At 50.2% G+C, this 24324-nt stretch carries 21 protein-coding genes and 2 other annotated features; of the genes, 4 read left to right on the forward strand and 17 right to left on the reverse strand.

The window, feature by feature from the left end:
- Positions 1 to 169 precede the first annotated feature (169 nt).
- The 15 genes from EKM99_RS04235 to ezrA form a co-directional block, all read right to left on the reverse strand.
- Positions 170 to 1018 (reverse strand): amino acid ABC transporter substrate-binding protein, encoded by an 849-nt coding sequence (locus EKM99_RS04235; RefSeq protein ID WP_125581272.1) that lies wholly within the window; start codon positions 1016 to 1018, stop codon positions 170 to 172.
- Positions 1019 to 1030: 12 nt separating this feature from the next.
- On the reverse strand, positions 1031 to 1666 hold the full coding sequence (locus EKM99_RS04240; RefSeq protein ID WP_125581274.1) for an amino acid ABC transporter ATP-binding protein: 636 nt from the start codon (positions 1664 to 1666) through the stop codon (positions 1031 to 1033).
- A gap of 18 nt (positions 1667 to 1684) precedes the next feature.
- Positions 1685 to 2326, reverse strand: a complete 642-nt coding sequence (locus EKM99_RS04245; RefSeq protein ID WP_125581276.1) for an amino acid ABC transporter permease — start codon at positions 2324 to 2326, stop codon at positions 1685 to 1687.
- Between the two features lie 179 nt (positions 2327 to 2505).
- Positions 2506 to 2733, reverse strand: a binding site (T-box leader).
- 406 nt (positions 2734 to 3139) lie between these two features.
- Positions 3140 to 3946, reverse strand: a complete 807-nt coding sequence (gene minD / locus EKM99_RS04250) for a septum site-determining protein MinD (protein ID WP_125581278.1) — start codon at positions 3944 to 3946, stop codon at positions 3140 to 3142.
- 2 nt (positions 3947 to 3948) lie between these two features.
- Positions 3949 to 4620: a septum site-determining protein MinC gene (locus EKM99_RS04255; protein ID WP_125581480.1), complete on the reverse strand. Its 672-nt coding sequence runs from the start codon at positions 4618 to 4620 to the stop codon at positions 3949 to 3951.
- Positions 4621 to 4638: 18 nt separating this feature from the next.
- On the reverse strand, positions 4639 to 5169 hold the full coding sequence (mreD, locus tag EKM99_RS04260; protein WP_125581280.1) for a rod shape-determining protein MreD: 531 nt from the start codon (positions 5167 to 5169) through the stop codon (positions 4639 to 4641).
- A 13-nt stretch (positions 5170 to 5182) separates the two neighbouring features.
- Positions 5183 to 6034, reverse strand: a complete 852-nt coding sequence (gene mreC / locus EKM99_RS04265; protein ID WP_125581282.1) for a rod shape-determining protein MreC — start codon at positions 6032 to 6034, stop codon at positions 5183 to 5185.
- A gap of 83 nt (positions 6035 to 6117) precedes the next feature.
- A complete protein-coding gene (locus EKM99_RS04270; RefSeq protein ID WP_125581284.1) occupies positions 6118 to 7122 on the reverse strand; it encodes a rod shape-determining protein in 1005 nt (334 codons plus the stop codon).
- Between the two features lie 230 nt (positions 7123 to 7352).
- On the reverse strand, positions 7353 to 7988 hold the full coding sequence (locus EKM99_RS04275) for a JAB domain-containing protein (RefSeq protein ID WP_125581286.1): 636 nt from the start codon (positions 7986 to 7988) through the stop codon (positions 7353 to 7355).
- A 43-nt stretch (positions 7989 to 8031) separates the two neighbouring features.
- Positions 8032 to 9351 carry a bifunctional folylpolyglutamate synthase/dihydrofolate synthase gene (locus EKM99_RS04280; RefSeq protein ID WP_125581288.1) on the reverse strand — a complete coding sequence of 440 codons (1320 nt, stop codon included), beginning with the start codon at positions 9349 to 9351 and terminating at the stop codon, positions 8032 to 8034.
- An 852-nt stretch (positions 9352 to 10203) separates the two neighbouring features.
- A complete protein-coding gene (locus EKM99_RS04285; protein ID WP_125581290.1) occupies positions 10204 to 12870 on the reverse strand; it encodes a valine--tRNA ligase in 2667 nt (888 codons plus the stop codon).
- 247 nt (positions 12871 to 13117) lie between these two features.
- Positions 13118 to 13332, reverse strand: a binding site (T-box leader).
- Positions 13333 to 13354: 22 nt separating this feature from the next.
- Positions 13355 to 13864 (reverse strand): thiol peroxidase, encoded by a 510-nt coding sequence (locus EKM99_RS04290; protein ID WP_125581292.1) that lies wholly within the window; start codon positions 13862 to 13864, stop codon positions 13355 to 13357.
- A 249-nt stretch (positions 13865 to 14113) separates the two neighbouring features.
- The gene (gene thiI / locus EKM99_RS04295; RefSeq protein WP_125581294.1) at positions 14114 to 15331 is read right to left on the reverse strand and encodes a tRNA uracil 4-sulfurtransferase ThiI; all 1218 of its coding nucleotides are present in this window, start codon (positions 15329 to 15331) and stop codon (positions 14114 to 14116) included.
- A 20-nt stretch (positions 15332 to 15351) separates the two neighbouring features.
- Positions 15352 to 16497 (reverse strand): cysteine desulfurase family protein, encoded by a 1146-nt coding sequence (locus EKM99_RS04300; protein ID WP_125581296.1) that lies wholly within the window; start codon positions 16495 to 16497, stop codon positions 15352 to 15354.
- 260 nt (positions 16498 to 16757) lie between these two features.
- On the reverse strand, positions 16758 to 18488 hold the full coding sequence (gene ezrA / locus EKM99_RS04305; RefSeq protein ID WP_164511516.1) for a septation ring formation regulator EzrA: 1731 nt from the start codon (positions 18486 to 18488) through the stop codon (positions 16758 to 16760).
- Between the two features lie 188 nt (positions 18489 to 18676).
- On the opposite strand from ezrA, the gene EKM99_RS04310 reads away from it, so the two are divergent.
- Both EKM99_RS04310 and rpsD read left to right on the forward strand, forming a co-directional pair.
- Positions 18677 to 19147, forward strand: a complete 471-nt coding sequence (locus EKM99_RS04310) for a GAF domain-containing protein (protein ID WP_125581300.1) — start codon at positions 18677 to 18679, stop codon at positions 19145 to 19147.
- A gap of 198 nt (positions 19148 to 19345) precedes the next feature.
- The gene (gene rpsD / locus EKM99_RS04315) at positions 19346 to 19951 is read left to right on the forward strand and encodes a 30S ribosomal protein S4 (protein ID WP_125581302.1); all 606 of its coding nucleotides are present in this window, start codon (positions 19346 to 19348) and stop codon (positions 19949 to 19951) included.
- A gap of 571 nt (positions 19952 to 20522) precedes the next feature.
- On the opposite strand, the gene EKM99_RS04320 is transcribed toward rpsD, so the two are convergent.
- The gene (locus tag EKM99_RS04320) at positions 20523 to 21572 is read right to left on the reverse strand and encodes an AI-2E family transporter (RefSeq protein ID WP_125581304.1); all 1050 of its coding nucleotides are present in this window, start codon (positions 21570 to 21572) and stop codon (positions 20523 to 20525) included.
- 26 nt (positions 21573 to 21598) lie between these two features.
- Positions 21599 to 22198: a DUF1054 family protein gene (locus EKM99_RS04325; RefSeq protein ID WP_125581306.1), complete on the reverse strand. Its 600-nt coding sequence runs from the start codon at positions 22196 to 22198 to the stop codon at positions 21599 to 21601.
- 75 nt (positions 22199 to 22273) lie between these two features.
- Between EKM99_RS04325 and EKM99_RS04330 the strand changes: the two genes are divergently transcribed.
- Together EKM99_RS04330 and EKM99_RS04335 are read left to right on the forward strand one after the other, a co-directional pair.
- Entirely contained in the window at positions 22274 to 22729 is a 456-nt protein-coding gene (locus EKM99_RS04330) for a YueI family protein (RefSeq protein ID WP_125581308.1), read from the forward strand.
- Between the two features lie 43 nt (positions 22730 to 22772).
- Positions 22773 to 24023 carry a replication-associated recombination protein A gene (locus EKM99_RS04335; RefSeq protein ID WP_125581482.1) on the forward strand — a complete coding sequence of 417 codons (1251 nt, stop codon included), beginning with the start codon at positions 22773 to 22775 and terminating at the stop codon, positions 24021 to 24023.
- Positions 24024 to 24324 lie beyond the last annotated feature (301 nt).

The following is a 24324-nucleotide window of genomic DNA, read 5'->3' on the forward strand; positions in this document are numbered from 1 at the left end:
CCGACACCATTAACTGAAAAAAGCGGTAACTGATTCCAGTCGATGGAATCAATGACCACTCTCGTTGAAAATCCTTAAATTCCCACCTAAATTTGGCGCACGGTAAGCCGGCCAGGGCCGCTAGTCGCAGCGTTCCCCTATTTCACAGTCTTTTAAGTCGAATACAGAATTACTTTTTAGACAGAAGCGGCGTGTCAACGTTGCTGCCGAACCATTTCTCGTTGATTTTCTCCAGCGTTCCGTTGGCCGCCAACTGCTTCAACCCCGCGTTAATTTTCTTGCGCATGGTCACATCGCCCTTCCGCATCCCGACGGCGAACTCTTCTTTGGGCAAGCTACCGACCGTTACCCGGTAATCTTCAGGGTGAGCCTGGTGTTTGATGTAGTAGTTGGCGTAAGTACTGTCGATCAACAAGCCCTTGATTCGGCCAACGTTCAGGTCAATGAACGCGTTGGTAAAGGAATCATAAGTGACCGCCTCGTGATTTTTGATGCGGTTCTTCAACAGCTTCGGGTACGCCTCAATGTCATTGGCTCCGGACGATCCCGTTTGAGCGCCTAAAACCTTACCCGTCATGTCTTTGTACGACTTAATCTTGTTTTTCTTTAAGGTGACCAGCACCTGGTCGTTGTTTAAGTAGGTGTCGGAAAAGGCCACCTGCTTGGCCCGCTGCGGCGTCACGGAAAAGCCATTCCAGATCAAATCGATCGTGCCATTGTGCAGCTCCGTCACGTTCATACTCCAGTCAATGGATTGAAAATCAACCTTCACGCCATAGAGTTTGAAAACGGCGCGGGCCAGGTCAATGTCATAGCCGACGAGCTTGCCACTCTTCTGGCGAAAGCCCATCGGCACGAAACTATCATCAAGACCCACGACAACTTTTTTCTTCTTTTGGATTGTCGACCAGGTGTCGGCCGTGTTTGCCCGTTCCGTCACGTTGGCACAGCCCGCTAAGACACTGCCCAGTCCCACCACGACGACCAGTAAGGCCCAAAAACGTCTGAATTTTTTCATCAAGCGGCCTCCTTAGTCTTTGGGTTCCACGCGAAGCATCTGGTCAGCAATTGCTTCAGCAAACGGAATGTCATGGGTGACCACAATCTGTGTGATTCCCTCGTCCCGGAGTTTCACAATAATCTGTTGGACTTCCCGTCGTAAATCAGGATCCAACGCTGACGTGGGTTCATCGTAACACAGTAGCTTCGGGTGCATGGCCAGTGCCCGCACGATGGCCACCCGCTGCTTCTGGCCCCCGGATAACTCATATGGGAACAGGTCAGCTTTGTCGCGTAGGTTCAGTTGGGTCAGCAACCGGTCAGCCTCTTCGTTGGCGTCTTGCTTGGCTTGCTTCAACACCATCGTGGGTGCCAAGGTCACATTTTGCCGAACGGTCAAGTTAGGAAAGAGTTGATAGTCCTGGAAGACGACGCCAATGACCGCCGCATTATCTCGGTTAGTCGCCGGGTCGAATGCCTTGCCATCCAAGAGAAATTGGCCCGCATCAACCGACGCCAAACCACTGATACACCGCAGCAAGGTCGTTTTACCAGCACCAGATGGGCCAACGATCGTTAAAATTTTACCGTCCTCGACCGTCAAATCGATGTTGTCCAAGATGGTCTTGCCACCAAATTTTTTCGTAATACCTTTGAGTTCTAACATGTTAGGACCATCCTTTCCTTAACGCCAATAACTGTAGTGCTTTTCCATACGCTTCAAGACCAACGTACAAACGGCCGTCAGTAGCAGGTAGATCACGCCGACCAACAACATTGGGATTAGCGTGACGTCGCGCGCCATAGCCACGTTACCGGCCCGCAACAGGTCACCCAACCCAATCACGTAGACCAGGGAGGAATCTTTCACCAAATTAATGACTTCATTACCAATTGAGGGCAACACAATTTTAACCACTTGGGGAATCACAATCTTGCGCAGCGTTTGCCAGTTAGTTAACCGCAAGACCCGTGCGCTTTCGTACTGGCCTTCGGGGATGGCTTGTAGGCCCCCGCGGAAGATTTCAGCGAAGTACGCCGTGTAGTTCAGGATGAACGCGAACAACGCCGCGTCATACCGTTGGAAGACAACGCCAATAATGGGTAAACCGTAAAAAACAAAAATTAATTGCAGTAACAAAGGCGTGCCCCGCATCAGCCAAACGTAGATGTTGATGAGCCAGGTCAACGGCTTGAAGTTGGTGGTCATTCCCAACCCTACCAGAATTCCCAACGGAATCGCAATAATAATGGTCCAGAAGAATATCGATAACGTCATTCCGGTTCCGGAAATTAGTGATGGTAAAATTTGACTAACATAGTGCATAACAATTCTCCTCCTTTAGCAACAAAAAAAGCCCTCTCAAGAAATATCTTCTCAAGAGGGCGTCTCAACGCTGTGCCACCTCATGTTCTCGACGGGCTCACGCCACGCCGACTCAACGAGTTGCTGACAAGCGCTGATTTTGGCGGGAAATAAAAAACGCCCTCCTAGGTCCAAAGACCTAAGAGGACGATCACATCGTGGTTCCACCTCTGTTTGTTTTCATATCACTACGAAAACCTCAGCGAGTTGCTAGCAACTCCAGCGATAACGGGCTACCCCGGATCATCTTACTAACTTCAGACAATCAACTCACAGATGTGTTTCGACTAGTTAAGTTCGCCCGTTTCCATCGTCGGGGCTTTCTGCAGAAACCTTAACCACTCTACTCTTCCGTTCAACGTTTTTCATTCATTGACAGTATACTACGTTTTTTTCAGGCCCCTGTCAAGGCCCTGTTTTCACAAATTCAAATTAAAATTGCAAACACGACTGCGTTGAGAAGGCATAATGATGCAAACCCAAGGACACAATTTCTTGCTAACCTCGTCAGCCATCTTCAACCATAAAAGTACAGCCATATTAGCAGACTGTCCACCCTAAACAATCAAAGACGGGGTCAGACAGTCTTTTGGTCGGAGACTACCAGACAGAACCTGGTGTCGCGTGGACTTAGTCGAGTGATTTTCTCGATTTAGTCCACTGGCCGATCTTAAAGATAGGCATTCTTTGCATAGCTTTAAGTCGCCCTGGAGACCGCTTTTCGGCTCCAGGTCTGCCCCACCAGGTGGCGTCTGGTAGTCGGAGACGGAAGGCCTAACCGCGGTGGAACCAGCCGCTGACGCGGTGCCAGAAGCCCGTATCCTCTTGTTCTTCGATCTTCATCAAAGGAACCGTTTCACCCTCCAAGCGGCGGGCAACGTTACGGTAGCCTTGACCAGCGGGATTATCCGTCTGCATAACCACGGGTTCCCCCTGGTTAGAGGTCGTGATCACGGCATCGTCATCAAAGATAATGCCCAGCAATTCAATGCCCAGATGGTGCGTGATTTCGTCAATGTCCATCATTGAACCATCCTGCATCATGTTCCGCCGAATGCGGTTGATCAACAAGCGTGGTGCTTCGGTCAAGGGGTGTTGTTCCAACAACCCAACGACTCGATCAGCATCGCGGACGGCAGAAATTTCCGGTGTCGTCACAACAATGGCAGCATCAGCGCCGGCAACAGCGTTGGTGAATCCTTGTTCAATCCCAGCGGGGCAATCGATCAAGACGTAATCGTATTCGGGCTTTAACTCGTCGACGATTTCTTTGACCTGTTCCGGTTGCAGCGCGGTCTTGTCCGTGTTTTGAGCAGCTGGCAACAAGTAAAGCTTGTCGTCAAACCGCTTATCTTTGACTAAAGCTTGTGGTAACTTTGCGCGGCCCTCGGCGACATCCACGATATCGTAGATGATGCGGTTGTCGAGGCCCAACACAACGTCCAAATTCCGGAGACCAATGTCCAAGTCCATCAAGCAGACCCGTTTGCCCATTAAGGCTAACGCGGTCCCGATGTTGGCACTGGTCGTCGTCTTCCCAACGCCACCCTTACCGGAGGTGATTACAATTGCTTTACCCATTTCTAAATTCCTCCAATCTGGTTATACAACTTCGGATTGATCTTCTTCAATTGCCCGAGCTTGCCGTACGACAAAACGTGTAAGTCATTGACGTAAGCAATCGTCTGCCGTGAAGCGGACAAGGTATCCGCTTCAATAATGTCAAACTGCTCGGCAATCCGGACCTGTTGCGCCGTTTGAAGATTTCCCATAATCAGCTTGGACTCATCATCGGGATATCCCGCCTGAAGAATGCCAGCGACATCCCCCATGGAAAAGATGTTGCCCGTCGTCCGGAGCTTACCACCCTCGTGAATCGTCCCCAAGAACAGGACATCGCCCTTCATGACGACCTCCTGCCCGTTGCGGATCACTTTACTTAACAGGTGGACATTTTCCCGCTCCCGTAACTGAATTGCATCCGCAATCGTCATCACGTTCGCGGCAATCTTGTGAATTTCAAACCGGGGATACTGCGCCACCATCTGTTCGATGCGACTCTTCTCCTCTGCAGTCAAAATTCGGTCCTCAGTCAAGACGTCCAAGGAGACCTTGGCGCTTTCCAAAGCCTGGGGATCTGCCTTGAGATTTTCTAACAATGTTTTCAAATCAACCAAGACTTGATCCAGACTCGCTGATTGCTTGAGGACCAAGTCATAGCCGTTTTGCGTTCCGCGTAATACGGCTGCCTGCATAGCGTTCGTTCCCTTCACCTATTTTAACCAATTATACACCCAACGAATGGGGAAATATAAAATGACAAACATGGCCAGGTTTAAAGCCAATGTTGGCCCGAGTGTGTTCACTAAGAACGCACTCCCAGCGGCATTATTGAGATGAACGGCCCGACTCGCCACGTAGCCCAATCCTTCAACGAGCGTAATGTCGATGAAGTAGATGAGTAACCCACTTAAAAAGTTAGGATTGATCCAGCTCACAAGTCGCCGGGTCACGTAAATGACTAACGGAAAAATAAAGACGTAAATCCCAAAAATTCCAGTATAGTACAGATCAAAGACGGCACCAGCAACGGCCGCCCAACGTGCTAGCGGCATGGGAAAGTCACCGTTGTCCGCTTCAAAAATGGCACCGCACACCAGCCACAGCACAACTAAATGGCTCACCATGGCGGTGGGGTAGCGGAACATTTGCACATTAAAGACTTGGCTCACGGCCCCGTCTAAAAAGAGTGCGAGAAACAAGAAGACGGGAAAGCCGAAGCGTAATTTTGATAATCGATACACGATTGGTTCCCCCCTACTGCTTGCTTACGGCGACCGTCACAATGTTCAGGTCGCTCAAGTCCGTCGCCGGCGTAATGTACAGTTTGGTGGATAACCCGTAATCGGAACCCGTTGCCTTGGCAACTTGACCAACGTACAAGCCCTTTGGCGTCACACCACCGAGCCCACTCGTAACAACCTTATCGCCCTTGGCAATCTTGGCCTTGGTCGTAATGTTATCCATCGTGATTTGCCCGGTCGTGGAATTGTACCCGCTCAACACACCGTTGACCGTCTTCCCAGACTTGGTGGTAATTGAGACGGCAAACCGGTTTGCCGTGTCATTGTTGTCGGTAATCAGTTCAACCTTCGAATTGGTCTTGTTGACTTCGGCAACCCGACCCACTAATCCGGAACCGGACATCACTGGCATGTTCTTCGTCACGCCAGCAGAGGAACCCTTGTTAATCACGACCTGGTTTTGCCAAGACGATGGGGTCCGGGTGATGACGGCAGCGGAAACGGCCGTGTAATCCGTTAATGAACTGTTTAAACTAATTTCTTTCTTCAGTTGTTTGTTTTCTTTAGCCAAAGTCTGGTCGCGCACCTTGGTTTGGGCGAGCTCACTGACCTGCTTCTTCAACTGTTGGTTTTCTTGATACGTGTTCAGCAGCTCCGAAACAGAGCTCACGGAACCACTCAGCCCGTTCGTTGGAATGGCAACGACCCGGTCGACTAGACCGACAATGTCGTTCCCAAATTGTTGAACCAACGGCGGTGTTGACTTCTTGTTACGAATTGTCACGGACACCGTCATCAAAGCAAAGCTAACAATCACGCAGACAATGATAATAACGAGCCGCCGATTGAGAGAAAATTTCTGCATGTTTGACCTCCATCTTGCGGGTATGGTTTACTTTGCCCATACCGTCACAATAAAGAAGCGGGAAGCTGCCTTCCCGCTAGTCCCTATTTTTTCTTCATGACATCAATACTCTTTAAGGATTCACCAGTACCAGCGGCCACACAATCTAATGGGTCACTTGCAATGGAAACCGGCACCTTGGTTGCGTCGGCAATCACTTCAGAAAGGTTCTTCAGTAATGCCCCACCACCAGTTAAGACGATACCGTGATCAATCACATCGGCAGCGATTTCTGGGGAGGTTTCTTCCAAGGTTTCCTTGATTGCCGTAATGACATCTTGAACGGGTTCTTGGATGGCCTTAGCCACGTCAACAGCAGAGACTTCAACGGCCTTAGGTAAGCCGGTCACTAAATCACGGCCCCGAATAGTGGCACCGTCAATCTTGCTAGCGTCTTCAACTGAAGCAGAACCAATATCCATCTTCAGCTTTTCAGCAGTCCGTTCACCAATCAACAGGTTGAAGTTGCTACGAACATAGGTCGCAATCGCATCATCCAACTTGTCACCGGCAACCCGGATTGAGCGGCTAGACACAATCCCACCTAAGGAGATGGTGGCAACGTCTGTGGTCCCACCACCCATGTCAACAACCATGCTACCGGTTGGGTCCATAACGGGCAACCCGGCACCAATAGCTGCAGCAAATGGTTCTTCAATGACGTAAGCGTCACGAGCACCAGCAACACGAGTCGCGTCGATCACGGCCCGCTTTTCGACTTCCGTTACACCACTTGGCACACAAACCATGACATATGGCTTGCCGCTTGACTTACCAACTGTTTTCTCGATGAAGTACTTCATCATGGCAACAGTGGTATCGTAATCGGCAATCACGCCGTCTTTCATGGGCCGAATGGCAACGATACTAGCCGGTGTACGGCCAATCATTGCGCGTGCGTCTTCACCAACGGACACAATTTCCCCAGACTTTGTGTTCTTGGCGACAACGGAAGGTTCGCGAAGAACGATACCCTTACCGTCAACGTAGACAATTGTATTGGCGGTACCAAGATCGATCCCAATATTTTTCGTTCCTAATCCGAACACTGTGTTTCATCCCTTCATTGTCAACAAAACTTTAATTGATTTTTTATTTTCTATACATTGATAGACGTATTATAACATACCTATCAGCGTGAGAACACGTCGTCAATGTCAAGAATACCGAACTTTTAACGAGAAAGAAATAGCTAAAAGTGATTTTAAACAGTTTTTAATGGTTGTGACATCTTTCCCCCATTTATTCTGCTAGTTAATCACTCACGACCTAGCTCAAATTAGTGCCCGGTGAGCGGCAAATGCCCGGTTTCGCGCAAACTAAAGTAGCTCGACACCCCAATCACAAAACCATCCAGGAGTGGAATTCCCATTAGCTGGCCGCACTCCGCTAACCGAGTCATGAAGGCTAGGTCGTTGCTGGACGGCTCCGGTACGCCACTGGGATGGTTGTGCGCCACGACAATCGTCGCCGCGCCATGCATCACCGCTACCTGAAAAATTTCCCGCGGATGAACCGGACAACTGTCCAGGGTTCCCTGAAAGACGGTTTGACGAGCGATGATTTGGTTGCGCGCATCTAAGGCCAGCACCTCAACCCGTTCCTGTGGCAAATAACGCAGATCATCCATGAGCAGTTGTCCTAACTGACTACTAGCCAGCACTTCCCCCAGAACGGGGCGCGGCGCTTGTTGGACCCACCGGCCTAAATCGATTGCCGTTAAGAGACTTCGCCGGCGTGACTGGCCACCAACGTAGGCGCGTCGTTGCCGTTGACTGGCATACCGCAAGTCGGCGACGCTGTGAAAATAGCGGAAGAACCGGTCACATTCCGTGGCGGCTGGTAATCCCAAACTCTTTAAAACCCGATTCAGTAGTTGACGCTCGTTTCTAGTTGCTGTCTTTAGCTGTTGCATGGCTTTCACCCCTCTACGAGTTAACTCCGTAAAAGAAGGCGAATTATTCGTCGGTTCCCTTAAAATATTGCCGAACTTCCGAAATAAAATACAACGATCCCGTTAACAGAACCAAATCATCGGCTGAAACGTCCGCCAATACCGTCTTTAACGCTGTTGGCCAGTCGGGGGCCATGCTGACGCGTTTGTACTGCTTGACCGCTGACTCCAGCTCGACCGGCGTCGCAGCGGCCCGTTTGCCAGGCCCCTGAAACTGCGTGGCAATCAGGTGGACGTTGTGCACGCCCATCAAGGTCTTCACCATTTGTTCGTACTGCTTATCGGCCAGAACAGCCAGGATAATGTAGATATCATGGTCTTTGAAATGTTGCCGTAGAAGATGGGCCATTTCGACCATGGCCGGCTCGTTGTGGGCCCCATCAATAGCAATCAGGGGTTCGGCGTTCAACCGTTCAAACCGGCCCGGCCAGACGGTGTGCTGTAAGCCTCGGCGAATCTCGGTGATGTTCACGGCCTGCTTAGTCTCCAAGTGATAGGTAATAAATGCCGTCAGTGCCGTTGCCGCGTTATCAATTTGATATTCACCTAACAAATCAATTTGTAAATGTTGCCAGCGCCGGTCGCCCCAGCTGTAAGCAAAGCGTTCGCCCCATTCGTCATGCGGCTGGTTCTTCACCCGAAAGTCCCGGTCCAAGGCGCAGACCTGGGTGTGCTGGCTGTCGGCCGTCGCATCCATCACGGCTAGTGCATCCGGGGTCAGGCGGCCACAAACTACGGGAACCCCTGGCTTAATGATTCCCGCCTTTTGCGTCGCAATTTCAGGAATCGTGTCTCCCAGAATCTTCATGTGATCCATGCCGATGGTGGTAATCACGGAAACCGCCGGGGTAATAATATTCGTTGAATCATACAGGCCGCCCAGCCCAACTTCAACTACCACCACGTCTACCGGGTGACTGGCGAAGTGGCAGAACATTAGGGCCGTGTCGATTTCAAATTCAGTTGGTCCTTCAGCGCCGAGTTTTTGATCCAACTGGGCAACAACCGGTTCGAGCCGCTGAACGTCGGCCAACAGGTCGGCATCGCTGATGGGCTCGCCATCCGTACTGATTCGCTCGTTGAACCGGGTAATAAATGGCGACGTAAAGGTCCCCACCGTTTGGCCCTCAGCCATGAATAAATCGCGTAAGAAGGCCACGGTGGAGCCCTTGCCGTTCGTTCCGGCAACGTGGATCATGTTCAGTTGTTCCTGTGGGTCGCCTAGCAAGGCCATGAACTCACGCATGCGGGTTAGCGTGGGCTTCTTCTTAAACTTGTCGCGGCCGTGAATGAATTTTAGTGCTTCGGCGTATGTTTCTATCAAGTTGAAAACCTCCCGAGTAGTCATTGGTTTCCAGTGTAGCAGATTTCCCTTGGTCGTGAACGGTAAATTGTGCTCTGTTTTCGCCTTACCGGGCGATTGTAATGAACCGGAACGCTGTGGGCGGGCGCCCGGAGCCGCTTAGGAGCGCGTCTCAAAGATACCAATTGCCTAAGCGGCCAAGTCCCCGCCGCTAAGGCAATTCCCACGGCTGAGTTCATTACAATCGCCCTCTCGGCTTACATAGCACTTTCACTGTTCACTTGTGTTCTTGATTTTTTCGTTCAAATTAATAGATTGCGGACGTCGGAAACTTTAGGTACCACAAGCTGAGGACTAATCACCAGCACCATTCGGTTAGTTAGGCTACCGAACCTAATCTAATTCACAGAAAGAAAAAAATTTCGAGACGCTTGAAAATTGACAACACTATCTACGCCTGCTCCCTTCGACTACGTACACAGTGGCCGATTATTCTGACCAAACGTTGCCAGTTCAGCGACAATCACCTCAGTGTCAGGCCAAAGATCAACCGTAACCGGAGGCGGACAGAGATGCAGGCAGCTGTGTCGACGGCGTTAGCTGAGTGATTTTCTCAGGTTACACCGTGGGACGCGTTTGAAGACTGTCGGTTTTGGACAGGCTTCAAACCGAGCCGGAGGACCGCTCTTTGGCCGCAGGCGGTCCCCACAGCAGACGGAATCTCAGGCAGCCGCAGGTAACAATTCACTACTACTTTTATGGATTGCATCCCGGTCAGCTGGGTCTTTCACAGCACACAAAAACCGGCAGCAACCACTCTCAACGAGTCGTTGCTGCCGGTCGATTATACTTGTTTGCTCGCAACAAATCCGCTTAGATTTGCGCTTGAATGTCCGCTAACCGTTGCTTCGTTGCGGCTAACTTCTTTTCGTTGTCCGCTTGCTTCTCCCGTTCGGCGTTCACAACGTCTTCTGGGGCGTTGGCTACGAAACGTTCGTTACCCAACTTCTTCTTGGCACGGTCGACTTCGGCCGTGAACTTGGCAACTTCCTTGTCCAAGCGCTTGGCTTCGTCGTTCAGGTCAACCAATTCGGCTAACGGTACTGAGACTTCAGCACCCGTGATGACCGCCGTCATGGACAGCTTTGGCGCAACCAAGTCGGCACCAATTTCCAAGTCCTTCGGGTGAACAAACCGGTCGATGTAGTCGCGGTTGTTTTCGAAGACGTTGTGCAGTTGGTCGTCGCTGGTCTTGATTTGCAGGTCAATCGGCGTGGACATTGGGGCGTTTGCTTCAACCCGAATGTTCCGGACTGCCTTGATCAAATCAATCAGACTGGTCATGTCGTCTTCCGCCGTGGGATTGTCGAATTCTGGGTGGTCAACTGGGTAAGCCGCCGTCACCAGAGATTGCCCCTCATGCGGCATCGCTTGCCAAATGGACTCGGTCACGAATGGCATGATTGGTTGTAACAGACGCAAGGTTTGATCCAACACGTAAGCCAGCATGTCCTGCTTGGCGGCCTTTGCATCGGCATCGTCGCCAGTCAAGACTTCCTTACTCATTTCGATGTACCAGTCACAGAAGTCATTCCAAATGAAGTTGTAGAGGGCCCGGCCCGCTTCACCAAAGTCAAACTTGTCAAACATTTCAGTCACGTGCTTGACCGTGTCGTTCAACCGGCTCAGCATCCATTTGTCGGTCAGGTCCCACTTGTCAGCGGCGGGAACGACCGGCTTCGTATTATCACCCAAGTTCATGATAACAAACCGACTGGCATTCCAAATCTTGTTGATAAAGTTCCAGGCCGCGTCCATTTTGTCGTAACTGAACCGAACATCTTGACCAGCCGTTGATCCGGTTGACAGGAACCACCGCAGAGCGTCGGCACCGTACTTGTCGATGACGTCCATTGGGTCGATCCCATTGCCCAAGGACTTGCTCATCTTCCGACCGTCTTCGGCCCGAATCAAGCCGTGGATGAGCGCGTGTTTAAACGGCTTCTTACCGGTAAATTCGAGGCTTTGGAAGATCATCCGGGAAACCCAGAAGAAGATGATGTCGTAGCCGGTAACCAACGTGTCGGTTGGGAAGTAGCGCTTAAAGTCGGCGCTGTCTTCATTTGGCCAGCCCATCGTGGAGAAAGGCCACAGGGCACTGGAGAACCAGGTATCCAAGACGTCGGGATCCTGTTCCCAGTTTTCAATATCCTTTGGTGCCTCTTCATTGACGTAGATTTCGCCGGTCTGCTTGTTGTACCAGGCTGGGATCCGGTGACCCCACCAGAGTTGACGGGAAATAACCCAGTCGTGGACGTTTTCCATCCATTGGGTAAAGGTATGCTCGAACCGTTCTGGCACGAAATCAACCGCGTTGTCGCCCGCTTGATTCTTGATGGCAACTTCAGCGAGTGGCTTCATTTTTACGAACCACTGGGTAGACAGCCGGGCTTCAACCTGCACACCAGTCCGTTCTGAATGACCCACGGAATGGACGATTGGATCCACCTTGAGCAGTAAGCCTTGGTCGTCTAAGTCCGCAACCATGGCCTTCCGCGCGTCAAAACGGTCCATGCCCGCGTATTTGCCAGCCTTGTCGTTCATTGATGCATCTTCGTTCATGGTGTTAATCCGTTCAAGGTTGTGACGGTTACCCACTAAGAAGTCATTCGGGTCGTGGGCTGGCGTAATTTTAACCATCCCGGTCCCAAAATTGATGTCAACGTATTGGTCAGCGATGATTGGAATTTCACGGTCAGCTAATGGCAGGATAACCTTCTTGCCAACTAAGTCCTTGTACCGGTCGTCATCCGGGTTAACGGCAACGGCGGTGTCCCCCATCATGGTTTCAGGACGGGTCGTGGCAATTTCAATGTAGTGCTTGCCGTTAAACGTGTATTCTGGATCGGCGAAGGGATATTTCACGTGGTAAAAGGCACCCTTGTCGTCTTGGTGAATAACTTCGATGTCGGATAAGGCCGTCCGTGCTTGGGGATCCCAATTGATGATGTATTCGCCCCGGTAGATTAAGCCCTTCTTGTAGAGGGTCACGAAGACCTTCTTAACGGCATCGGACAGGCCATCATCCAGCGTAAACCGTTCGCGGGAGTAGTCCAGGGACAATCCCATCTTGGCCCACTGTTTGTGAATGGTTGCAGCGTACTCGTCTTTCCATTCCCAAACCTTTTCAACGAATTTCTTGCGACCTAGGTCGTAACGGGTAATCCCTTGTTCACGCAACCGGGCTTCGACCTTGGCTTGCGTGGCGATGCCGGCATGGTCCATCCCCGGAATCCAGAGCGTATCAAAGCCCTGCATCCGCTTTTGCCGAATGATCATGTCTTGTAAAGTCGTATCCCAGGCGTGGCCTAAATGCAGCTTCCCGGTAACGTTTGGTGGGGGTAAAACGATTGAATACGGCGTGGCCTTTTTGTCACCACTGGGTTTGAAAACATCTTCATCGAGCCAAGTCTGGTACCGTCCCGCTTCAACGGCGGTTGGGTCATACTTGGTCGGCATATCAATTTGCTTATCTGCCATTTGAATCAATTCCTTTCTTGTCTGCCTGAAGTTAATGAGTCCGGAGTAAATCCCAGGATCGCGTTGTATCTCCAAAATTATATTGCTGAAACGTGGAACAAAAGGCAGCTGGCTTCGCTTAAAACTGATAGCCAAATAATCCAAACCCAGGATTATCCGGCTATCAGCCTTAATGCTCACCAGCTAACCGCCTTCTGTCCCACTCTTGAAGTTAGTCTCTGGGTACAAAAAAATCCCCATCCTAAAAAATTAGGACGAAGATTCTTCGCGGTACCACCTAAATTGGGCGTTTATGCCCCACTTAACTTCTTTGTTAACGGAGAGTGCTCCGGTTCGGACTTACTATTGGTTCAGTCCGACAGCTCGCAAGCTACGTTCACGGGAGCGCACCCACCGGTTTCCAGCAATTCCGGCTCTCTTCTGGGGTGCAACTGACGCTACTGACTTGTTCAACGCTACTTGCCATAGTTTACGCAATTTTCGTCTAAAGGTCAACACGTGGGACGAATTTTTCGAGGGCGTCGATGGCGGCCAAGTAATCTGGTTCATCCGATTGTTCCGTGACAATTTGCCGGTAAACAATCTTGCCCGCATCGTCAATAATCCAAATCGAACGCGCCAAGTTACCCAAGTTCGGAACGTAGAGTCCCATTTCGTAGCCAAATGACAATTCTTCATCGGACAGCAGGTCAACGTTTTCCACGCCTTGTGCTGCACACCAACCGGTCTGTTCCGCGATGGAGTTGTTTGAAATCGTCGCGAACCGGGCAGCTGGATAATGATCTGCCTGTTGGGTGAACTTCCGTGTCTGAATCGTGCAAACGGGGGTATCCAAGTCAGGAACAACGCTAATCAAAGTCACCTTACCAATTAAATTAGCCGTCTTAACTTTACCATTGTTCTGATCGAACACCTTAAACTTTGGTAACTGATCCCCAACTTCTGGTAACTTCCCAGAAAGAGAGAATGTATCGCCGAGTCGTGTAACTTCCACGCAGATCAACCCCTTCAAGTTGTTTATCGGCCTTGTGCCGACTGATTGGTTCAATTATCACGCAACATAGGGGGTTATGACAAGCGTTTTGCCACAAAATCACGAAAAACTCAAGATTGTGGCTAAACACCTACTGGGGACCCACCCCCTGAGTGTGAAATAACCGTACCAAATAAATCCATCTGACGGGGTAGATTACAAAAAGTGCCAGCAAAAATGAAACTCGCTAGCACCTCTCTATAATTAATTTTAAAGTAATTCCGCAAAAACGTCTTCGTTTTGGTTGAGGTAGTTGTCCCCTGGCCGAATCTCCGTCACGGTAATCCCGGCGAGCGCTTCTTGCATCAAGCCTTCCACGTCGATGTACCCTTCGTACTTCCGGGACTTTTCCAAGTCGGGATGTGTCTTGGGTGCTGGCGGCGTGAAAATGGTACAGCAGTCCTCGTATGGCAAAATGGAAAGATCATAGGTGTCGATGTCTTCGGCAACCTTGATGATTTCCGTCTTGTCCATGGAGAGCAGCGGCCGCAGGATTGGCATGGACGTCACGTCGTTAATGGCGGCCATACTTTCCAACGTTTGAGAGGCAACTTGCCCCAAGGATTCGCCGTTAAAGATACCCTTGGCGTGGCGCTTTTCGGCGATGGCTGCCGTTAACCGCAGCATCAGCCGGCGTTGAACCGTCATCAGGTAACCTTCTGGCACTTTTTCCTTGATGGTTTCTTGGATCTTGGTAAATGGTACCTGAATGAACTGGATACCACCTGAGTAGCCGGCCAGCCGTGCCGTCAGTTCCTTGGCCTTGGCTAACGCCTGTTCGGACGTGTATGGCGGACTGAAGAAATGGACCATGTCAATTTTAACGCCCCGCCGCAATGCATAGTATGAGGCCACGGGGGAGTCAATACCACCGGACAGCATCATCACGGCCTTGCCACCGGTACCAACGGGCAACCCGCCGGCCCCATGAATGGTTTCACCAGACAGGAAGACCCCGTTCATCCGGACTTCAACCCGCAATTCCAGGTCGGGATGTTTCATTTGTGCCGTCAGCCCAGGAATGGCATCTAAGACGGCATCGCCGAGGAGCCCATTCATCTGGTAGGTGTCGTATTCAAATTCTTTGTCTTGCCGCCGCGTGTTGATCTTAAAGGTCATCCCCGGCTTGAAGGACTCTTTGACCATGGCAATTGCCGTGGCCTTAATTTGTTCAATATCTTTTTCAACCTTGACCGATGGCGAGAAGTTTTCAATTCCGAAAACGCCCTTCAACCGGTTCATAACGGCTTCTGAATCCGCCCCATTTAAGGTAACGTGCAAACGGTCGTGTTGGGCATGAATTTCCAGACTTTCAAATTGGCTGAGCGCCTTGCGGACGTTTTGCCCCAGCTGTTTGATAAAGTCCTTCTTGTTCTTGCCCTTTGTTGACAGCTCGCCGTAACGGACCATGATTTCACTGTATTCCATTGCGCGACCCCTTTCGTGATTTAGCTTAATTTGGCAAACTGCGTGTAGAGTTCGTCAAAGACTTGGTTAAATTTTTCGGCTTCCGCCATGGTGTTGTGTTCGTCCAAAGAAATCCGCACGGCACTGGTTGCCAGACCATCGTCGATCTTCATGGCCTGCAGGGTGCTGGATTCCACGTGCTTCTTGGATGAGCAAGCACTGGTGGTAGAAATGTAGATGTCGTGTTCTTCAAAGGCGTGCACGATGGTTTCACCCCGGACGCCAGCAATCGCAAAGCACAGAATGTGGGGTGCAAAAACGGGCAAGTCCTTGGAGAAAATCGTCACGTTCGCAAATTTTTCGACGTGATGCAAAATGGCCAAACGAATCTCCCGTTGGCGTTGCACCTTAGCACTCTCGTCGTTCAGTAACAACCGCAGTGCCTTGGCCATCGCCGCAATCGCGGGTAAGTTTTCGGTCCCAGAACGCAGATTCCGTTCCTGACCACCGCCAGCCATCAGTGGCGTAATTTTCCGACCTTGGCGTTTGTACATGAAGCCGATTCCCCGCGGTGCATGGAATTTATGCCCAGAGAACGTGACAAAATCGACGCGATCGTTGAAAATCTTGTCGGCGATGCCCTTACCAATCCCTTGGACAGCATCAATGTGCCAGTGAATCCGGGGGAAGTCGCGCATGACAGCCGCAATTTCATCAAGTGGCTGAATAGCACCAATCTCATTGTTCACCGCCATGGTGGACACGAGAATCGTGGTTGGCTTGATGGCAGCTCGCAAGTCAGCAGCGGAAACTCGGCCATTTTCATCGACCGGTAAATAGGTGACTTCAAAGCCTTCTTGCTTCAATTGTTCCATGGAGTTGTGGACGGCCGGATGTTCCACTTCGGTGGTGATCAGGTGGTTGCCAAATTCCTTCTTGGCCATGGCCGTTCCCTTGATTGCCCAGTTATCGCCTTCAGTTCCGCCACTGGTGAACAGGATTTCACTCAGGTTGGCGCCAACTAGGTCGGCAATCTGTTGCCGGGACTGTTCCAACAGGTTGAATGCCTGTTCACCAAATTTGTGTAAACTGGAGGGATTACCCCAGTAATTTTGGCTAACTTTAGCGTAGGTATCAACCACTTCCGGCGCAGCCTTGGTGGTTGCACTGTTATCAAAATAAATCATACTGAACCCTCTTATCCTTCTTCTATTTGGTTCGACTCCGCATAGAAATTCTTTCTCATTATAAACACAAATCCAGCGAACCACAAGCCTGGGCTCCTCGCCAGGTCGACTGAAAAGGGTTTCAGTTTGGCGATTTGGATAGAACGCCCACTGCGTTTCAGCTGATACCAAGGCAACGTGCCTGCGAGTAAATCCCAGGACAAGAAAAAAGCCTCGCTGGATGGGGTTCCGTGAGACTTTCCTTAAAACAGGTTAATGGCTTAATTTTCTGCCCGTCGTTTGGGTTTCGAGGTTCCCTTACGTTGGTAATAGGCATCCTCTAACCGCTTGTATGAGCCTGGTTCAACTTCATCCAAGACCGTCGCAATCGTTTCCAAGGCTTGGGCGTATTGATACTTATTCTCAAATAAGTCTGAAGCCTTCCGACTGGCAGCGGCCACATTGTCGTGACTGGTTTGGTAACGGTTGGCGTACTGCAACAACTGTTCTGCCAACTGCGAACTGTCAATCAGGTCGTCGGTCTTTTCCTGCAACGTATCCAAATCAGTTTGAATGATCAATAACTGCTTTGTGATCCGCTCCATGTCGATCTGTGGTTGATCCATGTCGGTCGCCAATTGGGCCACTTCATCACGAACGACAAAGAAGTAATCCAAGTAGGCTTGCGGAATTCCCGGCAGATTCAGGTTCTCCACCTGACGCCGTAAGCTATGTAAATTGAAATCAAACTGTTGCAGGGTGTCCCGTGCTTGGCGTTCTTCATCGGCCAACCCGGCCACACTCTTTAAAATGTCTGACTGTTGTTCCTCAATCTGCTTGAGTTCTTTTTCTTGCTGTTCCTGATTTGCCAACACCTGTGAGAACGTCGCGGTCTTACTGGATAAGTCCTGCACGTCCCGTTGATAGGTGCCATCAATGTTTCGTAACTGCTCGTTGAGTTCCCGTGCCGTTTCCAGTTCTTGGTGATCCAACGTGTAGTTCTGGCTCAACCGGTCCAATTCGTTCAACAGTGAATGACTCTGGTTTTGCGCGTGCGCAATAAACTTCGCCACTTGATCCAGGTTCTTTTCAACCGGCTCCTTGGCGTCCATTTCAGTCTGCATCAGTTCGTAAATTTGATCGATCTGCGTGGCAATCCGCTCGTTGACGACCTTGGCATCTTCTGGGCGCAAGTCCGTCAGCGTGTTCAAATTGTCCTTGATGTGTTCCTCAATCTCATGAATCATGGCTGGCACATCTTGGTCGCCAAATTGGTACTGCTCTGCGGCCAATTGTTGATAGCCACCTTTTAGTTCCTTAATTTGGTCAGGGTAGACCACCGTTAAATCTTTGAAGAGTGGTGGGATGGCCGCAATCAAATCTTCCAGATTTGTGGTATCATCCTGAAGTTGGCTTAAAACATCCGCAGCACGTTCGTGGTCGCCTTCTTGCGTGAGGCGGGTAAACGTATCGAAGTTTCCCTCAAGCTGGCCTAAGCGTTCCTCTAAGCCATCAATACTGGGACCAAAAGAGAAGTTCTTGGCCAACAACGTCTTTCGCAGGTCTTGATACTTCTTTTCCAATTCACGAACGGCTTCTCGGTGTTGCTTATCGACTTCCTGCAAGCTGGCCAGTTTGGCCTGAACGCTTTGCACCAACTCATCGGTCTGGCTAACCAGCAGTGAAATTTTGGTAAGTCGCTGCTTGAGCTGAACCAGGTTCACCCCACGAGAATCGCTCAACAATTGTTCCAGTTCCTGATCGATGCGTTTGAACCGGTTCTCGGTGATATCTTGGTAATCTTCCTGAAGTTGTTGGAACTGCTCTAACGACTGTCCCGTTAGGCTAAGCTGTCCCACCAAGTTCAGTTCATCCGCCAAAGGAATTTCCACCATCGACGCCTTTTTTGTGGATAACGCGCCTACTTGTTTGCGAATACGTGACTGGTAAACCAGTACGCCGGCGTAAACGACAATCGCAAGTATAACGATTCCAATTAACACACCTACCATAATTGACCCCATCCTTCATCAGCATTTCATCATTTAACGAGTTGCAAAATCACTCGGTTCATTTTACAATTTAATCTAATTTCGATTATAGCATAAGTCACGCCTAGGCTTCACTACGTTTTCACGATTCCCTTAACGTTTTTTTCTATATTCGAACAATTTATTCCCTAAACTTTGGAGGTCTTTCTATGAGTGACGCAATCAATCCACTAATCACTGAACAACTTGATGCCCTATTATATGAGGAAACCAACCTCGTCGCCAACCTGGCCAACGCTTCTGCTCTGCTCATGCAAACCTTGACAGACGTGAACTGGACCGGCTTTTACCTCTACCAAAAAGCCAGCGATGATTTAATTCTCGGACCCTTCCAGGGGAACGTTGCCTGTGTTCACATTGAAAATGGCAGTGGCGTTTGTGGTACCGCTCTCGCCACGCAGACCGTGCAACGGGTACCTGATGTGCACCAGTTTGCGGGTCACATCGCTTGTGATTCTGCCAGTAACTCAGAAGTGGTCGTGCCACTGACCCTGGCCGATGGCACGCAACTGGGCGTCATGGACATTGACTCCCCTAGCCTGGACCGCTTCACTGTTGCTGATCAGGCCGTTTTAGAAGAATTTGCCCGGGTTCTGTTAAAACACATTGACAAAGTATAGGGGTTCTGGTTATACTGGTCGTTGTGTAAAATAATGCAGCGATAAGTGGTAAGCTCGTCAACAGATTGTTGCCGTTCCATTGGTTCAAGAAGTAACCTGCGGCTGCATACGGTGAAACTTGCAAAGCAACCTGCACGAATACTAAACTTATAAACAGCTTATTTTACTCCAAATAATATCTTATTGGAGGAACTATCTATGTCTCGTTACACTGGCCCAAGCTGGCGTATTTCCCGTCGTTTAGGGGTATCCCTTTCCGGCACTGGTAAAGAATTAAACCGTCGTCCTTACGCACCTGGTGATCATGGTCAAGGACGTCAAAAGAAGTTATCTGAATACGGTACGCAATTGCGTGAAAAGCAAAAGCTCCGGTTCACTTACGGCATGACTGAACGTCAATTCTACAACTTGTTCAAGCGTGCCGGCAAGATCTCTGAAGGTACCCATGGTACGAACTTCTTAATCTTGCTCGAACGTCGTCTGGACAACGTGGTTTACCGTTTAGGTTTGGCAACGACTCGTCGTCAAGCTCGTCAATTGGTTAACCATGGTCACATCACTGTTGATGGCAAGCGTGTCGACATCCCTTCATACGAAGTAGAAGTTGGCCAAGTTGTCTCAGTTCGTGAAAAGTCCAAGGACATGGTCATCATCAAGGGCGCTGTTGAAGCCGTTGTTGGTCGTCCACAATACGTCCAATTCGACGCTGACAAGCTGGAAGGTTCCCTTACCCGCTACCCTCAACGTGAAGAATTAGATGCAGAACTTGACGAATCTCTTATCGTTGAATACTACAACCGTTAAGATTAATTCTGACTGGTTTAGAAAAGTCTCGCCTCTTGGCGGGACTTTTTATTTTGGCCTTTTTTCTAAGGGACGAAAGCTCAGTTAACTGAGACTAAATCCATACAGTTAGTGCGTGATTTGCCACCTGCGGCTCCCAGAGATTCCGGCTGCTATGGGGACCGCCTGCGGCCTGAAGTTCTGGCCTCCTCCGGTTTTGATTGTTCCTCAATCTGACATTGCCTGGTTATTGCTGAACTGGCAACGTTTGTTCACAACCTGGGCCACTGTCTATCTAATCGTGAGCAAGCTAAGCTTAGGATTGGCTGTGCTATCCAGTCCGCCAACTTTATATCGTCGAAATGCGTGTCAGATGGCGCCTTTTGACACAACTACAGTCGTTATTCTCTTGTTCTAGCTTCGACATGTAGAAGGTTATACTTACATTTCAACTTTCAACCTCCTCCTCAGGCCTGCTTGAATACTAACGGTTGTCAGATTCACTGGGTTAAATAATATGTGCTAAATAAAAACGGTCGAAGTCCCCCACTTGGGATTCTTCGACCGCTTCTGCTCTATCTGCTAAATGAAATTAATGTGCGCCGTGCTCAACCTCTTCAGATGTTACCCGCTTCGGTTTCAACTGCACATCGAACACGTCCAAGAAGAACGCCACCAGGGGTACCCCCACGATCAGGCCCCAGGCGCCAAAAATCTTCTCACTCACAATTAAGGTGATGAAGGTCACGAAGATTGGCAGGTTCGTGGCGTTGGCCATCAGCCGTGGATGCAGAAAGTAGGATTCAAACAGGTGAATTAAGACGACGAGAATTAAGACTTCAACCACGCGGATCAGTCCACCGGTCACAAAGGCCACAATGGTTAACGGAATCAATGAGATCAAAACACCGGCCACCGGAATTAAGCCCAGGAAGAAGACTAAGATCCCTAAGATTAACAGGCTCGGCATGCCAATGATCCACAGTCCCAAGACCATCAACACGGTGTTGATGGTACAGATGAGTAGCTGGGTTTCGATCACCGTGCCAAAGATGTGCACGAATTTTAGAATCAACTGCCCCATGGGCACAAAGAGCCCGGCAAAGCGACTCTTGGTAAACGCATGAACAAAGTGGACGAGTTGAACCTTCGTCAGATTGAAAATAAAACTGAAGAAGAACGCCAGCAGAACTGTCTCAACGCCCGTACTAAACCGAGAAATTTGACCAATTCCGCTACTAAACAATGTCTTCCCATTGCTGATGACGGATGCATTTTGCGACAAGTCCTTAATCAGCTTAGTGAGTTGCGTCTGTAATTGGGGGTACGTGTCAATAATTTTATCAATAGTGCTGGGCAGGTTTGACGCCTCAGACACCAGCGGCGGAATAATTTGTGAAAATGCCGCCGCTAACACGCCAAGGAATAGGAGATAGACCAGTAACGTCGACCACAGATGATGAATGTGCAGGTGGCGCTCAATTCTGGTAATCGCGGCATTTCCCAGATAAATAAAAATAATGGTGAACAAAGCCAGCGACAGGAATGCCCGGGCCTCCCAGGCAATCAGGATCAGCAGCACCAAGGCTATGTAGAAGGCGGTCAATGGATTCCGCCACCACCGCTTCAAAATTTCAATCACAGAAACTCCCCCTCAAATTTTCCAAATCAAATCCGAATCAACTGATCATACAATGGCAACAACGCCCGAACGGTGTCCTGAATCGTCTGCACCTGGTCCGTAGGCGTCCCCGTGAAGAAGTCGCTGCCCCGCATGAAATTACGACCGACCTGCCATTCCGCGTGACGCTGCGGTTGGTTTCGCATCAACTCTTGATAATTGTCACGGGTCAGCGGCTGGCCACAGTTCTTATCCGTATGATCCCCCCCGCAGGCAAACCCGGCTGGCAATTGCATCACGGTATCTTCTTTCAAACTGCTCAACAGTGCTTGGCGGTTCTTCGCTTCCTGCAAGACTGCCAACCAGATGAAGAACCGGTCATCCCAGAACCCCACTTCAATGTGTGGCAACATCTTATAGCCCCGTTTAGACGCGCTAAACGCCACCCAGGTATCCGGTGGTGGGTTCTTTGAGCGCCGCCGATGCTGTGAAATGTGATCGTAAATGGGCACCGCTAGTTCATTGAAGACCGGCGTCAAATCCGTCACCGTCTGCGTGAACTTCGGGTCAATCTGTGCCCGAATTTTCTCCAGTCTGCCAGGCAGTGTTTGGTCGTCCCAGACGTGGAAATCCTGATCCTGATACATGCTGAAGCCCCCTTCCTAAACGTCTTGTCTATTCCATGGTATACTAATGAGACCAACTTGAAAAGAGGGAAACCAATGGCTGAGAAGAGTCAAATGGAACAACATTTACAGAATTCTGTCTATGGCACCCCGAAGATCAATCCCGACGAACAACGCCATTACCTGGGGACGTTTCGGGAACGGGTCTCGCTGGCAATGACCATCGGTGAAGTCACCGACCGGCAAAACTTAGACGACTTCATCACTGAGATTTCTGCTCACCCTGATTATCAAGTCATCCTCAATGGTCACATCGACCAGGCGGATCTCAGTCCTTATCTTAAGCTGGCTGGCCAACACAATTTAAAATTTACGATTAAACAAGACACCATTTACGGCGTCAACGACAGCGACCTGGGGTTAGTGGTGGCGAGCGACACGGCTATCAACCAGAATCCCATTAGTCTGGCGAAAAAGTATCCCCGTACGCCACAAAAAGCAACCGCAGCAACCCCCAAGAAAAACTGGTTTGACAAACTGTTAGGCCACTGAGAAAGGAGTCTCGTTTTTGGCACAACAACCGTTAGCCTACCGCATGCGACCACGAAAGTTAGAAGAAGTGGTCGGCCAACAAGATTTGGTTGGCTCCGGCAAAATCATTGCCCGCATGGTGGCGGCTAAATTACTTTCATCAATGATTCTATACGGTCCACCGGGTACCGGGAAGACCAGCATCGCCAGTGCCATCGCCGGTTCAACCAAGTACGCCTTTCGCAAATTGAACGCGGCCACCGACACCAAGAAGGATCTACAAATCGTGGCCGAGGAAGCTAAAATGAGTGGTACCGTGATCCTCCTGCTGGATGAAATCCACCGCTTGGACAAGACCAAACAGGATTTCTTACTCCCCCACCTGGAAAGCGGCCGCATCGTTCTCATTGGCGCGACCACCGAGAATCCCTACATCAACATCAATCCGGCCATTCGCAGTCGAACGCAAATCTTTGAGGTCCATCCGTTATCGTTGGACGACATCAAAACCGCGTTGGTCCGCGCAATGGCGGATGAAGAACGCGGTCTCGGCAAACTAGACTTGCAGGTCGACGAAGAGGCGCTGGCCTTCATGGCTGGTGCCACCAATGGTGATTTGCGCAGCGCCCTAAACGGCCTCGAATTAGCTGCGCAGTCTACCCCACCCGCGGATGACGGTCAAATTCACGTGACCCTAGCGGTGGCCGAGGCTTGTTTTCAACGCAAGGCCCTGGTCGGCGATAAAAATGGTGATGCTCACTACGACGTGATTTCTGCGTTTCAAAAATCCATTCGGGGCAGCGACACGGATGCCGCACTGCACTACTTGGCCCAACTGGTGGCGGCCGGTGATTTGCCGTCAATCTGTCGGCGGTTAATGGTCATTGCCTACGAGGACATTGGCATGGCTAATTTACCGGCAGCAGCCCGCACGGTCCAGGCCATCCAGGCCGCTCAGCAACTAGGCTTACCCGAGGGACGAATTCCCTTGGCCGACGCGGTGATTGAACTGTGTTTGTCACCCAAATCCGATTCCGGTATTTCCGCCATCGACGCCGCACTGAGTGACGTCATGAACGGTCACAACGGCGCGGTGCCGGACCGACTGAAGGATGCGCACTACAGTGGCGCGAAGAAACTGGGTCACGGCACCGGGTATCAATTCCCGCATAATTTTCCTGGCGACTGGGTGAAACAACAGTACCTCCCAGATGATCTGAAGCACGCGGAATACTATCACCCCAAGGCTAATGGCCGCTTTGAGAGTCAGCTTGGGGAACAATATCAGCGACTTCTTCGGGCAAATCGAAAGTGACTAATTGAAATTTCAATATTTTTATGCTACGATACAAGTGGTTCTAAGGTGTACGCGTTGTCTCACTACAAGTTGCCGAACAAGTAATTTAGATACGGGATCGCAAAATGCTGGAGAAGATGACATGCCTTTTCACTTGGAAGTCAGACGCTCTAGCTAGCTTTCCCCCCTGCATTGTCATCGCGGGTCAACATGACTGGACAATTAACGGCACCACTTAGATCACCCAAAGCTCGGCTTTGAAGACCATTCCTTTGAATGGTCTTTTTCTTTTGGAATATGATTGTTCTTTAACATGATA

Source organism: Levilactobacillus cerevisiae, assembly GCF_003946245.1.
In the GTDB taxonomy this organism is placed as follows: domain Bacteria; phylum Bacillota; class Bacilli; order Lactobacillales; family Lactobacillaceae; genus Levilactobacillus; species Levilactobacillus cerevisiae.

Bases quoted from the DNA above. Each gene is read 5' to 3' on its own strand.
- EKM99_RS04335 (WP_125581482.1), top strand. From the start codon at position 22,773: ATGCGACCACGAAAGTTAGAAGAAGTGGTCGGCCAACAAGATTTGGTT.
- EKM99_RS04245 (WP_125581276.1), bottom strand. From the start codon at position 2,326: ATGCACTATGTTAGTCAAATTTTACCATCACTAATTTCCGGAACCGGA.
- EKM99_RS04285 (WP_125581290.1), bottom strand. From the start codon at position 12,870: ATGGCAGATAAGCAAATTGATATGCCGACCAAGTATGACCCAACCGCC.
- EKM99_RS04255 (WP_125581480.1), bottom strand. From the start codon at position 4,620: ATGCAGGCAGCCGTATTACGCGGAACGCAAAACGGCTATGACTTGGTC.
- EKM99_RS04235 (WP_125581272.1), bottom strand. From the start codon at position 1,018: ATGAAAAAATTCAGACGTTTTTGGGCCTTACTGGTCGTCGTGGTGGGA.
- EKM99_RS04300 (WP_125581296.1), bottom strand. From the start codon at position 16,497: ATGATTTATTTTGATAACAGTGCAACCACCAAGGCTGCGCCGGAAGTG.
- EKM99_RS04310 (WP_125581300.1), top strand. From the start codon at position 18,677: ATGAGTGACGCAATCAATCCACTAATCACTGAACAACTTGATGCCCTA.
- minD (WP_125581278.1), bottom strand. From the start codon at position 3,946: ATGGGTAAAGCAATTGTAATCACCTCCGGTAAGGGTGGCGTTGGGAAG.
- ezrA (WP_164511516.1), bottom strand. From the start codon at position 18,488: ATGGTAGGTGTGTTAATTGGAATCGTTATACTTGCGATTGTCGTTTAC.
- EKM99_RS04330 (WP_125581308.1), top strand. From the start codon at position 22,274: ATGGCTGAGAAGAGTCAAATGGAACAACATTTACAGAATTCTGTCTAT.
- EKM99_RS04325 (WP_125581306.1), bottom strand. From the start codon at position 22,198: ATGTATCAGGATCAGGATTTCCACGTCTGGGACGACCAAACACTGCCT.
- mreC (WP_125581282.1), bottom strand. From the start codon at position 6,034: ATGCAGAAATTTTCTCTCAATCGGCGGCTCGTTATTATCATTGTCTGC.
- EKM99_RS04275 (WP_125581286.1), bottom strand. From the start codon at position 7,988: ATGCAACAGCTAAAGACAGCAACTAGAAACGAGCGTCAACTACTGAAT.
- EKM99_RS04240 (WP_125581274.1), bottom strand. From the start codon at position 1,666: ATGTTAGAACTCAAAGGTATTACGAAAAAATTTGGTGGCAAGACCATC.
- thiI (WP_125581294.1), bottom strand. From the start codon at position 15,331: ATGGAATACAGTGAAATCATGGTCCGTTACGGCGAGCTGTCAACAAAG.
- rpsD (WP_125581302.1), top strand. From the start codon at position 19,346: ATGTCTCGTTACACTGGCCCAAGCTGGCGTATTTCCCGTCGTTTAGGG.